Raw genomic sequence first — 13222 nt, 5'->3', positions numbered from 1 at the left:
CACGAATAATGATTTCTTTTTTTGAACGTTTTTTTGAAATTCAGAAATCAATTCACCAGATTATTTTCTCATGGATTCCTTTTTCCTTTGGCGATGTTCTTTATATTGTATTGGGGATTTTTCTTTTGTATTTTATAAATAAATCTTTCAAAAAGAAAAGCAGAAAATCTTCTTTGTTAAAAATTTTAATAATCATTAATATCTTTTATTTTTCGTATCAGATATTTTGGGGAATGCTTTACTTCCAAACTCCGATTATAAAGAAATTATCCAGCCAGAATGAGCCCACAACAGAAAAGGCAAAAGTATTGGCATTACAATATTTAACTAAATGTAAAGAAACAAGAAAATTACTGACAGAAGACAAAAACGGAATTTTCATCATTACAGATTTAAAAGCAATTCAGACAGAAATCCTTTATCAACAATCAAAATTACCCCAATATATTTCGGATAAAAAAGCTCCTCAAGTCAATTCTTTTAAACCCAGTTTATTTAAGAATGTGATGAATTTTACGGGAATTTTGGGCTATTACAATCCGTTTACTGCAGAAGCTCAATACAACTCGGAATTACCCAATACTTACATTCCTTTTACATCAGCTCACGAAAGTTCTCATCAACTGGGTTTTGCCAGAGAACAGGAAGCTAATTTTGTTGGATATTTGATTGGAATTGATTCTAAAAATACCGAACTCAAATACAGCACCGAATATTTTACCTTAAAAAGTTTATTGAATTTTATTGCCAACGAAGATCCTGAATTCGTAAAATCTGCTTTAAAAAACTATTCTCCCGCCATGAAAAGAGACAGATCGTACGAGCGGAACTTTATCGTAAAACACCAAGGTGTACTGGATGATTTTTTTGGATTTACCAATAATCTGTTTTTAAAAAGTAATCAACAGGAAGGATCTGTTACCTATTCCTACTTTATAGACTTGCTTTTGAACTATGAAAAGGTATAAAATAAAAAAGAACCGTATCAGGCGATACGATTCTAAAAACACAAATGATGAAAAAAAATTTATTACCTTGACTTGTTCCCTCATTCAAGGCGTTGTAAAAGTACAATTTATTTTATAACTACAAAAACATTTATCCTATTTTTTGAAAGTTTATGAAAATTTTAAGATTATTTTAAGTTTTTCAGATTTTATTCAACAAATAATGAATAATTATATGATATTATTTCCATGTAAAAAATACAACCAAAAGTGGAATTAAATTATTAAAATACAACAAATCAACTATCTTTTTATAAATTAAACATTAATTATTCAATATCTTTATTTAAGAAAATTTAATTTTAATTTTTTCGAAAATTTTGTAATAAGGTGGAGTTATTTTAAATATGAACCTTTTTAAACTGAGACATTTTCTATCGTAAAAAATCATATTTATCGTTTATTTTTCATAATGATCTAATATTTTAATAACGATGTGAAATTACAATAACAAAAAAAGCATCTAAATTTAGATGCTTTGTATATTTTATAATTTTGACTATTAAAATCGAGATTTTAGATCTTCTACTTCTTTTTTCAAAGATTTATTTTCCTCTTTCAGTAGATTTATATAATCCTGTAGATTTTCTATGATAGAATTTGGAATAGTAAAGTTCTGATTATAATAATTTCCCGAATTATCATTGAAAGTAGAATTGTCATTATGTACAATACCAGAATTATTCTCTTCCTTTATTTCTTCAACAGGAACATCTAAGGCTTTAGCTAATTTTTCCCATTCTTCATCACGCATCTTAGTCTCCCCCCTTTCTTTACGAGAATAGTTAGAAGTATCTGTTGATAATATTTTTGCCATTTTCTCTTGAGACATCCCTTTCGCTTTTCTTAAGTTTCTTAATTTTTCTTGCATCATTTCACTTATGTTTACTACAAATCTATGCAAAAATCAAACAATATTTGTAAAGAAATTGCAAAAAAATCGCAATATATTTCTCATCTACATGACATATATTTTCTTAGTTTTGAAAATCAATATTGATAAAGCGCTTTTACTACCAATTTATATTTGCGCAGGTATAAATTGAAAACTGATCAGAAACCCTTGTCAGGGATTGTATGGCAAAAGCAAAGTATTAATTTTAAAAATAAATAGATGAAAAATTTTAAAAAACTTTCGAGAAATGATTTGAAAGAAATAACCGGAGGAAAAAAAGCATGTTCTGTAGTGGTTCACTTAGCAGATGGATATCATACCGTAATTGGAACGTGCGAATTAACAACGGTAACAGTAGGTCCATTTCACGGCTTAACTCAATACTGTGAAACAGGATTAGGACAATTATCACTTTCTTCTAACGGAGGAGTTTCCCATTGCAATGATTAATTAAAAAATATTTAATTTTAAAAGGCTTCTTAAATTAAGAAGCCTTTTAATGACTAGGTTATGAAAAATATTTTTTTTTTATTTCTATTAATATTAACATCCTGTGTTAAAAATAATAAAACAATACTTATTTCAGGTAATGTAAATAATTTACCAGATGGAACTCTATACGTTTACCAAAATATATACAGCGATAAGATTGATAGTGTTGAAACTAAAAATGGACTTTTTAAATTACAACATAAATTTAGTAAAAATACAGAGCCTGTATATTTAGGTATATATCATATAGATAAAAAAGGAATTAAAAGATTCATTGATTTTCCAACAAAGGCTAAATTTAGAGGTTCAAATTGGAATACCCCATTATTCATTTCTGACTCCATCATTTCGATATCCGGAAATTTGAAAGAATGGGATACAAAAGATTTAAAACTTTATAATAACACTAAGTTAGCAACAATTGCCAAAATTTATGGGGGTAAACAAACGGAAGCGTATTACAATATAGATGGAGATTTATTTGATAAAATAGATCACAAAACTATCCAAACTGTAAAAGAAAAGATTAATAAATATCCTTATTCTTATCATTTATTATATCAAATCAGTGATCATAAAAACAGTTTCTCACCACAACAGGTCGACGAATATTTAAAGCTTTTTAAAGGTGATATTACAGAAAGTGAATCTTACAAAAAACTATCCGTATATAACCAGAAGAGATTTTCAGTTAAGAATAATGATTTGCCTTTGCTTGAAGATTCAACAGGTAAAAAATCTGAAATTTTAGATCCGAAATACAAAAAGCATTTGGTAGTTTTTTGGGCAAGTTGGTGCGGACCTTGCAAAGAAGAAATTCCACTTTTGAAAAAAAATTATATTAATAAAAACGAATCGTTGGAGTTTATTTCGGTATCAATTGATTCGGATAAAAATGCATGGAAAAAAGCTTTAAATGAAGAAAAAATGGTATGGAAACAATTTATTGTGAATGATAAAGATCCTAATTATGAAAAAATACAGATGCAATTTAAGCTTAATGGTGCAATTCCTTATACTGTTTTGATGGATAATAATTTTAAAATCCTAAAATCTTCTGTAGGATTATCTTCTGAGAAGGATTTAAAATTATTTTTAAAAAATTGAATAAAAAATTATTGGTTTCAATCAATCCTATATGAAAATTAAAAATATTTTTTTTGCCACTACTCTTCTATTTTCGATCTGTTGTAAAAAGAGTCAAAACCAAACAATAATTAAAGGCAATATCCCGAATTTACCTGATGGGATTATGTATCTTTCTAATCCTGAGGGCGACAAGATTGATAGTGCTAAAACTATAAAGGGCATTTTTACTATAACCCATCAATGGAATGAAAAAGAACCTACATATATTAAGGTAAATCACATCGATAAAAAAGGAATATTGAGATTTTTTTCCTTTACAACAAATGCAAAGTATAAAGGTACTCCAGGATGGAGTACAGATGTTTTTTATTCTGATACAATTATTTCTCTGAATGGAAAATTTAAAGAAAATCCTCCAATAAAAGGCTATAAGTTACCATATAATATAAAAGATGTTTCTGGTGTTGCTATAAAGGCAGGTAAACAAACAGAAGCATATTACAATATAGATGGTGATTTATTTGATAAAATAGATAGTAAAACTATCCAAACTGTACGAGATAAAATTAATAAATATCCTTATTCTTATCATTTGTTATATCAAATCAGTGATCATAAAAACAGTTTCTCACCGCAACAGGTCGACGAATATTTAAAGCTATTCAAAGGAGAAATTACTCAAAGTGATAGTTACAAAAAACTATCCGTATATAACCAGAAGAGATTTTCCGTTAAGAATAATGATTTGCCATTGCTTGAAGATTCAACAGGTAAAAAATCTGAAATTTTAGATCCGAAATACAAAAAGCATTTGGTAGTTTTTTGGGCAAGTTGGTGTGGACCTTGCAGAGAAGAAATTCCGCTTTTGAAAAAAAATCACAATGATAAAAATGATGCTATAGAATTTGTTTCAATTTCAATTGATGAGGATAAAAAGGCTTGGAAAAAAGCTTTACATGAAGAACAAATGAACTGGAAACAATTTATCGTTAATGATAAAGATCCTAATTATGAGAAGATCCAGATGCATTTCCGACTTAACGCTGCAATTCCTTATACTGTTTTAGTAGATAATAATATGAAAATTTTGAAATCTTCAGTCGGTTTATCTTCCGAAAAAGACCTTCAAAGCTTTATTACAAACAAATAAATGATAAGTTTTCAAAAAATCCAAATAATTGTTTTACAAATCATTAAAGCAAACAACAATTCACAAACAATCCATAAATCACAATAAATTGAAAAAATATTTGTTTTTTTCAAACATCTCCGTATTTTAGATAAAAAATTAATATGCTATTGGACAAACTCATTCATTATCTTAAACTTGATAAACAGGAGTTCCTGTTTCAGTTCAATTCACATCCAAATTACCCGTCCGCATTGGCTTTCAGTGATACTTTAAACTTCATGGGAGTAAGAAATGACGCCTATGAACTGGATAAAGAATACTGGGATGAGCTGCCAGAAGAATTTATTGCTATTGTCGATAATTCTTTCTCGTTGGTAAAAAAAGCGGGAACCAATTATTCCATATATTCAGATAAGGCGAAAACGTTGAATAAAGAGGAACTTCATAAAAAATCAACCGATTTTGTATTGCTTTTCGAAAAAGAAAAAGTTGAAAGTAAAACAGCGATAAGTTATAAACCTTTTATTTATGCAGTTTTTGCCATTGTAGCTATTTACTCATTATTAAATTTAACTTGGTTTCAAACAGTATTTAATGTACTCTCATTAGTCGGAGTTTATATTTCTCTGGAAATTTTTAATCAAAAATTCGGAAATACATCTGCAGTTATCGGAAGTATTTGTGGTGATACAACAGCGAATCAAACGGTAAATTCTTGCAATAAAATTATCACTCAGGATAAAACAAGCATTCTCGGGTTAAAATTTGCAGACTTTTCATTAATATATTTCGTCGGAATTACAGTTCTTGGTTTATTTTTACCAGAAACATCTTTCATCATTAAAGGGTTCACTTTTGCATCAGTTATTGCGATTGGATATTCTTTATATATCCAGGCTTTTGTTGAAAAAACATTTTGTCGTGTCTGTATTTTGATCATTTCAACTCTGGCAGTACAATTGGCTTTAGGAATTATCTGGTTTGAGAATATTCATTTTGACGTTAAAATTGCTTTACTGAGTCTTCTTTTATGGGTAATTGCTTTTTCTGTTGTTTTATATTTAAACAATACTTTACAGGAAAAAGAAACTTTACAAAAATCTAATGCAAAAAATCTTAGGTTTAAAAGAAACTTTGAAATCTTCAGAAAACAGCTTTTAGAAAAGGAAAAAATAGAATTCAGCGATAATGAAACTTTATTCGTTGGAAATAGAAATGCCAAAATTCATCTGTCAATTGTTTCAAATCCATACTGCGGTTTCTGTAAAGATGCCCACAAAATTGTTGAAAATTTATTAGAAAAATATCCCGAAAATATCTCTGCTCAGATGAGATTCAATTATTCTCCAGATCCAAAAAATGAAAAGTCTACAAATCTTATCTCCGATTTTGTACACATTTATAACAACAAATCTCAACAGGATTTCCTGAAAAGTGTTGAATATTGGTATGAAACCAAAGATGAAAGCAAAATAAGAGAGAAAGCCGGAACAACTTCAAATCAGGAAAACTTGAATCCATTAATTATGATGTCTGAAGAAAATAAAAATGCAGGACTGAATTTTACCCCGATTATTTTAATCAACGGATATCAGTTTCCGGATCAGTATGATCGTGAAGACATTTATTATTTTATTGATGAATTAATAGAAGATGACGAAATTTAATTCGAAAATTATTTTCGAATTCTAAAATTCACTATATTAGGAAAAGATTTAGCGGTATCCGAAAAGCTATAATAGAGTAGGAAAACCAAAACATTTTAATATTATGAAAAATCTAAAAAAGCTTAATAGAGGACAATTAAAGTCCGTTACGGGTGGGTTAGCTTGCAGATCCGATGACGATTACTGTCCTGGAACTTCTGTCTGCTGCAGAAATGGCGGTCAATTCGACGGTTTGTGTAGAAGTCCGCAACAGATGCAAACACAATGTTCATTTTAATACAAATTAAATAATATTATTACTATGAAAAATTCAAGAAAATTATCAAGAGAAAATTTAAAAAATGTAAAAGGTGGCACCAAAGAAGGTTGCCCAGGACCTGGTCATCCAAAGTATCGCCCTTATGCTTCACAAGAACAATGTGAATTAGCAACAGGACTACCATGTTATTATTCAGAAGATAGCTATTGCTTCCCTGCGGGATGGAATGCTGACCTACTATAATGTAAAATTAGAATTTTCTTAAAAAGTTTCACTACTTTTAAAATAAAAATAGTTGTCGTCAAACTGGCGGCAACTTGTTTTAAATAAAAACTTCAATCATTGAAATCCTTTCCTTTTTACCGCCAACCAGATTCTAAAGACTGCGGCCCTACCTGCCTTCGTATCGTAAGTAAATATTACGGAAAAAGCATTTCCTTACAACAAATCCGTAACCTTTCAGAAACTACCAGAGAAGGAAGCAGCATGCTTGGGTTAAGTGATGCCGCCGAAGATTTGGGGTATCGCTCGATGGGAATTCAGATTGATTTTGAGACCTTGGCTTCAGAAGTGCCATTTCCGTGTATTGTGCACTGGAACAAAAATCACTTCGTTGTTGTTTACAAAATCGATAAAAAAAATAAAATTTACATTTCCGACCCCAGTTATGGATTAATCACCTACAACCGGGACGAATTTATTAAACTCTGGATCGGGCAGAATGCCAACGAAAAAACAGAAGAAGGTATTGCCTTAATTCTGGAAACAACACCTGCATTCTTTCAAACAGAATTTGACGATAAGGAAAGTAAGGCAAGCTTCAGCTTTTTATCAAAGTATTTATTAAAATATAAATCTTTGGTCATTCAATTGGCTGTCGGACTTATGGCGGGAAGTTTACTTTCACTGATATTTCCATTTTTAACGCAAAGTATTGTCGATGTCGGAATTCAGAATCAGGATCTTAATTTCATCTATATTATTCTTTTAGCCCAAATTATGCTTTTCATAGGCAGAATGGGAATTGAAGTTATCCGAAGTTGGATTTTATTACACCTTTCAGCAAGAATTAACATTTCCATTATCTCAGATTTCTTTATCAAGCTCATGAAACTTCCCATTAGTTTCTTTGATACAAGAATGACTGGAGATATTATGCAGAGAATTAACGATCACCATAGAATCGAGCAACTTTTAACAAGTTCTTCGCTGAACACACTGTTTTCATTAGTCAATCTTATTATTTTCAGTATTGTACTTTTATTTTATGACTACAGGCTGTTTATCGTTTATCTTGTCGGGGCAGCGGCTTATATTGGCTGGATCAGTTTTTTTCTCAGCAAAAGAAAAGAATTAGATTATAAAAGATTCTCTCAGGTTTCTCAGGAACAAAGTAAAGTTATTGAGCTCATCAACGGAATGCAGGAGATTAAAATGCATAACGCCGAAAAACAGAAACGTTGGGACTGGGAATTTTTACAGGTGAAATTATTTAAAATAAGGATACAGTCTTTATCACTCGAACAATGGCAGTCTGTTGGAGGGAATTTCATCAACCAAATGAAGGATATCCTGGTAAGTTTTCTTTCTGCAAAATTGGTAATAGAAGGGAATTTAACGCTGGGAATGATGCTTTCCGTTCAATATATTATTGGGCAATTGAACAGTCCGTTATTACAATTAATCGATTTTATTAAACAGACTCAGGATGCAAAAATTTCCCTTGAAAGATTAGGAGAAATTCATGATAAAGATGATGAAGAAAACAAAGACGAGCAATATACGCATGATCTTCCTGAAAAAGATATTGAAATAGAAAATCTTTCATTCAGATATATCGGTTCAGATGCTTTTGTATTTGAAAATTTAAATCTAAGTATTCCTTTTCAGAAAACTACTGCCATCGTAGGTGCCAGCGGAAGTGGGAAAACCACCCTTTTAAAGTTATTAATGAAATTTTATGAACCGACAGAAGGCGAAATTAAATTGGGAGCTACAAAACTGAAAAATATTTCTCCCAGATTCTGGAGAGATCACTGTGGTGTGGTGATGCAAGAAGGCTATGTTTTTAATGATACGATTGCAAATAATATCGCAATCGGTGAAGATTTTGTCGACAAACAAAAATTAAGAAGAGCCGTAGAAATTGCCAATATTAAAGAATTTATTGAAGAACTTCCTCTAAGTTACAATACAAAAATCGGGAATGAAGGGCTTGGCGTAAGCGGCGGACAAAAGCAGAGATTATTCATTGCCAGAGCTGTCTATAAGTCTCCTGATTATATTTTCTTCGATGAAGCAACCTCTGCCTTGGATGCCAATAATGAAAAAGTGATCATGGAGAATCTTGAACAGTTCTTTAAAGGAAAAACAGCTATTGTAATTGCCCATAGACTTTCAACAGTAAAACATGCCGATAAAATCATAGTATTAGACAAAGGGAAAGTTGTGGAAGAAGGAAGCCATACAGAATTGGTTGCGCTTCGGGGCGAGTATTACAGATTGGTAAAAAACCAATTGGAACTTGGGAATTAATTACAATCGAATTAAAAATAAAGCGGAAACCGAAAAGCTTACAGAGTAGGAAACCAAATAAATCATTATCTATGAAAAATTTAAAAAAATTATCACGAGCAGATTTAAAATCATTGCAGGGAGGAGCAGTTATCAATCCGATTGATTGTTGTGGTTCATGGTGTAATGGTGTTTACATGCCTTGTAGGGTTCATCACTTTGCTTGTCCACCAGATTCAGACACAGCCCCACCTTCTGACTGGGACGGAAATTGTCCTTTAGGGTAGAAACTATTTCCCCTTTTTAGGGGAAATTTTTATATTTAAATTATGGAAAAAGACATCTTAGATAATATTGAACTACGCTCCGAAAGCGTTCAGGATATTCTTACCCAGCCTCCACATTGGATGATCCGTTGGGGCAACAGCATTATATTTGTTATTCTGCTCCTTATTTTATTAATGAGTTATATCATCCGATATCCTGAGTTCATCCCCGCTCCTATTGTAGTGACCTCACAAAATCCGCCTGAGAAATTGGAAGCAAGAGTTAATTCCAAAATTGAGAAAATCTTAATTAAAGATCATCAGGAAGTTCAAAAAAATGAAGTTTTAATGGTTATGCAGTCGACCGCAAACTATGAAGATGTTTTGGCCTTAAAAAAAATGGTGGATTCTATCACTCCCAATCAATTGATTGCTTTCCCGGTGAATGAAGTTTCTCATTACAAGTTAGGTGAATTACAGAGTGATTATAACAGTTTTGCGAAAGCATTTCAGGACGAAGCTTTATTTACAAGACTTCAGCCTTATGTTCCCGAAAACTTAGCAGCCAATCAAAGTTTGTCTGAATACAAAATAAGGATTGCTACAACGAAGCAGCAAAAAAGCCTTGAACAGGCAAAATATGATCTGACGAAGAAAAATTATCAGCGTTATCAGGAACTCTATAATCAAGGAGTGATCGCAGCATTGGAACTTGAAAACGAAAAAATAAAATTTTTACAGGCTCAGCAAAATTTACAAAGCATTACTATTTCTCTTTCACAAATGGAGGAAGGTATTTCTAATCTTAACAAAACAAAAAGCGGAACCGCCATCAATACAGAAAAAGATAAAATAACCTACTCTTCTCAGACGTTACAATTGTTCGAACAGTTGAGAAAATCGCTGAAACAATGGGAACAGAATTATCTTATCATTTCCAATACGGAAGGCGTGGCAAGTTTTCAGCAGTTTTTGGGTGAAAATCAGTTTGTAAAATCGGGAGATGCTATTTTGTCTATTCTCCCTAAAAACAAAGAAAAATTAGTCGGAAGAATGTCTGTACCGGCAATTAATTCAGGGAAGATCATTCCGGGTGAAAAAGTTTTAATTAAATTAGACAATTATCAATATCAGGAATATGGAATCGTAGAAGGGAAAGTACAGAATATTTCTTTATCGCCCGATAAAGACGGAAATTATTATGTGGATGTTTTTCTTCCGAAAGGTTTAAAAACCAGCTACGACAAAAATCTTGTTTTTGATAAAGAATTAAAAGGCAATGCAGAAATCGTGACCAAAGATCTCCGACTGATTGAACGTTTTTTCTATCAAATGAGAAAATTATTAGGGTATCAAAGTTAAAAGTAACTTTACATATAAACCGAAGCAAATTGTTTCGGTTTTTTATTGTACATAATGACACTCCCCCGAAACAGAATATTATGATATTGAAATAATAAAAAAGGCTGTAAGAGAAATATCTTACAACCTTTTACCAGTAGCGAAGACGGGACTAGCATACTTTTAATTACAATTAATCATAATTTTTCATAATAAAACTAAAAATCCCTTATTTATAGCACATTACACACATATAAATATTCAATAATAAAAAGTTAAATAAATTAAAATAAAGAAGTTTGCCGGGAATATGCCGGGAATATTTACCTTTGCTAAATATTCACTACTTATTATGACATATATAGCATTTAGAGTATTAGATAGAAAGAAAAATCCATCAAATCTAAACATCAGACTTGTGCATGGGAGAAATGTAGATTGCTCTACACCTTCAAATCTTTTAATTGATCCTAAATATTGGAATAAGGAAAATAATGGATTTAAAAATACTGTTGACATCCTAACAAAACATGAAATTAATTTAGCTATTGACAATCTGAAAAAGGAAATTATTAAAAACTTCAACATAGATTATAGCAATGGTGAAAAGATAACTTCTAAATGGCTAAAACAAATTGTTGCAAATTTCCAGAAAAGACCAGAGGGGATTGAGGAATATAAAATCTACTTTTCTTCTTTTATCGAATATTTTGCAAAAGAATCAAAAACAAGGGTTAACTTTAAATCTGGCAAGATTATTTCGCCTAGAACAATTCAAAAATATAATACAGTTAAAACCGTAATTGAAGAATTTGAAAAGTTTGAAAAAATCCGCCTAAAAATAACCGACATTGACCTAGCCTTTCACAAAAAATTTACATCTTTTCTAACTACAAACAAGAAATATTCTAAAACAGTAATTGAAAAAAACATTTCTACAATAAAAGGTTTTGTTAAAGAAGCAAAGGAGCAAAAATTAGAAACAAATCCAGAAGCAGAAAGTAAAAAATTTACTTTTACTAGGGATGAGCCAATTGACACTTATTTAAATAGTAAAGAAATTGACCTCATCTTTAATTTAGATCTTTCGCAAGATGAAAGATTAGATAACGCTAGAGATTTATTTATTATTGGACTATGGACTGGTTTAAGAATATCAGATCTATCAAGAATACAGCACTTACACTTTAATGAAAATCGTATTATAGTTGCCGAAACACAAAAAACAGGAAGTATTATTGAAATACCTATCCATCCTCAAATAAAACAGATTCTTGCTAAAAGAAACAATCAGACACCAAAAACAATCTCTTCACAAAAATTTAACGAATATATTAAAGAGGTTTGTAAAAAAGCCGAAATTGACCAAATGACACTCGGCAGTATTAAAAACCCTAAAACTAATAGAAAAGAAAGAGGATTTTATCCAAAATGGAAACTTATATCTAGCCATACAGCACGCAGAAGTTTTGCAACTAATCATTATGGTCAGATTGAAGATCAAACTATAATGGCAATTACTGGGCATAAAAGTTATACCCAATTTATGAAATACATTAAAACAACACGGGAAGAACACGCTAAAAATTTGGAGAAGTTGTGGGATTCTCAAAATGAAATTATAGTACCTAACCCAACTCTAAAAAGTGTAAATTTCTAGTATTTAAAAACACTTTATTTATAGGCGTTTACAAATACTTATCCTAGGATAAGTATATAATTTTCAATAATTTGTAAGTTAAATAAGATTAAAAAAATTTGGCACTCATCTTTTTTTAAATTAATTTTACATCATTATGAGAACAATTTTAACCTAAAGAAGTAAAGTATTATGTTCTCTTTACTTCTTACAGATGAGGGTAAAGAATTACTTAAATCTGTTATTAGGGAAGTAGTACAGGAGATAATGGAAAAAACAACAGAGGTTGATTCCCAAAAAGAAAATTTTTCCACCTGCGTTAAACCAATTGAAGACAAATTTCTGACAAGAAATGAAGTCAGCCAAAAGTTAAAAGTATCTTTAGTTACATTAAACAATTGGCAAAAAAATGAAATTCTTATTCCTTTTAAAATTGGAAAGAGAATCCTCTACAAACTCGACGATGTAGAAAAAGCTATGCTGAGACAAAAAGTTAACTCAAAAATTTAAAAAATGAGTAAAAACAAAATTATTTGTCAGCGTAGCAAATTTTCGCAAAGAAGAGACTCAAACATCTACGACTTAGTAGAAAACCAGAAAGTATCTGATATTTCATTTATCAGAGTTGAACTCCCCAATAAGGAATTTTTAAAAAAACAGCGGGCAGAATTCGTACTCCAAAGTTTTGAAAATAATAAGAAAGTTCTGTTTACAGGTTTAATATCTTTAGGAGAAAACTATTATTATGGCGACAATGTAAAACTGACAGGTAAGAAAGACTTTTTAATAGTGTATTACAATCCGAAAAGAAGGATTCTTCACTTATATACTATTAAGAACTATAATCCACGAAAAAAAGCTGATTTTGCAAATGAAATTATTGAGCATCTAGGGAGCGTTGGAAAATTATTAATAATATAA

Annotated in this window: 14 protein-coding genes; 13 read left to right on the top strand and 1 reads right to left on the bottom strand. The window is 30.5% G+C overall.

What is annotated here, in order from left to right:
- Positions 1-8: 8 nt before the first annotated feature.
- The gene (locus ASG22_RS20575) at positions 9-968 is read left to right on the top strand and encodes a DUF3810 domain-containing protein (RefSeq protein WP_317038864.1); all 960 of its coding nucleotides are present in this window, start codon (positions 9-11) and stop codon (positions 966-968) included.
- Positions 969-1509: 541 nt separating this feature from the next.
- On the opposite strand, the gene ASG22_RS20570 is transcribed toward ASG22_RS20575, so the two are convergent.
- Positions 1510-1881 carry a helix-turn-helix transcriptional regulator gene (locus tag ASG22_RS20570; RefSeq protein WP_055988642.1) on the bottom strand — a complete coding sequence of 124 codons (372 nt, stop codon included), beginning with the start codon at positions 1879-1881 and terminating at the stop codon, positions 1510-1512.
- A 240-nt stretch (positions 1882-2121) separates the two neighbouring features.
- Between ASG22_RS20570 and ASG22_RS20565 the strand changes: the two genes are divergently transcribed.
- The 12 genes from ASG22_RS20565 (at position 2122) to ASG22_RS20520 (ending at position 13222) form a co-directional block, all read left to right on the top strand.
- A complete protein-coding gene (locus tag ASG22_RS20565; protein WP_055988640.1) occupies positions 2122-2352 on the top strand; it encodes a bacteriocin-like protein in 231 nt (76 codons plus the stop codon).
- A gap of 60 nt (positions 2353-2412) precedes the next feature.
- The gene (locus tag ASG22_RS20560; protein ID WP_055988638.1) at positions 2413-3501 is read left to right on the top strand and encodes a TlpA disulfide reductase family protein; all 1089 of its coding nucleotides are present in this window, start codon (positions 2413-2415) and stop codon (positions 3499-3501) included.
- Positions 3502-3532: 31 nt separating this feature from the next.
- Positions 3533-4633, top strand: coding sequence for a TlpA disulfide reductase family protein (locus ASG22_RS20555; protein WP_055988636.1), 1101 nt, complete (start codon positions 3533-3535; stop codon positions 4631-4633).
- A gap of 143 nt (positions 4634-4776) precedes the next feature.
- Positions 4777-6282, top strand: coding sequence for a thioredoxin domain-containing protein (locus ASG22_RS20550; protein ID WP_055988635.1), 1506 nt, complete (start codon positions 4777-4779; stop codon positions 6280-6282).
- A 103-nt stretch (positions 6283-6385) separates the two neighbouring features.
- Positions 6386-6559 carry a bacteriocin-like protein gene (locus ASG22_RS21715; RefSeq protein WP_409991392.1) on the top strand — a complete coding sequence of 58 codons (174 nt, stop codon included), beginning with the start codon at positions 6386-6388 and terminating at the stop codon, positions 6557-6559.
- 24 nt (positions 6560-6583) lie between these two features.
- On the top strand, positions 6584-6784 hold the full coding sequence (locus ASG22_RS20545; RefSeq protein ID WP_055988633.1) for a bacteriocin-like protein: 201 nt from the start codon (positions 6584-6586) through the stop codon (positions 6782-6784).
- 99 nt (positions 6785-6883) lie between these two features.
- The gene (locus ASG22_RS20540; protein ID WP_055988631.1) at positions 6884-9076 is read left to right on the top strand and encodes a peptidase domain-containing ABC transporter; all 2193 of its coding nucleotides are present in this window, start codon (positions 6884-6886) and stop codon (positions 9074-9076) included.
- Between the two features lie 71 nt (positions 9077-9147).
- Positions 9148-9342, top strand: coding sequence for a bacteriocin-like protein (locus ASG22_RS21710; RefSeq protein ID WP_409991391.1), 195 nt, complete (start codon positions 9148-9150; stop codon positions 9340-9342).
- A gap of 42 nt (positions 9343-9384) precedes the next feature.
- The gene (locus tag ASG22_RS20535) at positions 9385-10683 is read left to right on the top strand and encodes an HlyD family secretion protein (protein ID WP_055988629.1); all 1299 of its coding nucleotides are present in this window, start codon (positions 9385-9387) and stop codon (positions 10681-10683) included.
- Positions 10684-11014: 331 nt separating this feature from the next.
- On the top strand, positions 11015-12322 hold the full coding sequence (locus ASG22_RS20530; protein WP_185113833.1) for a site-specific integrase: 1308 nt from the start codon (positions 11015-11017) through the stop codon (positions 12320-12322).
- Between the two features lie 171 nt (positions 12323-12493).
- Positions 12494-12811 carry a helix-turn-helix domain-containing protein gene (locus ASG22_RS20525; protein WP_055988625.1) on the top strand — a complete coding sequence of 106 codons (318 nt, stop codon included), beginning with the start codon at positions 12494-12496 and terminating at the stop codon, positions 12809-12811.
- A 3-nt stretch (positions 12812-12814) separates the two neighbouring features.
- The gene (locus ASG22_RS20520; RefSeq protein ID WP_055988623.1) at positions 12815-13222 is read left to right on the top strand and encodes a hypothetical protein; all 408 of its coding nucleotides are present in this window, start codon (positions 12815-12817) and stop codon (positions 13220-13222) included.

The sequence above is a fragment of the Chryseobacterium sp. Leaf405 genome (genome assembly GCF_001425355.1).
Taxonomy (GTDB): Bacteria; Bacteroidota; Bacteroidia; order Flavobacteriales; family Weeksellaceae; genus Chryseobacterium.
The sequence above is the reverse complement of the archived record's forward strand: the minus strand, read 5'-3'. Positions and strand labels throughout refer to the sequence as shown.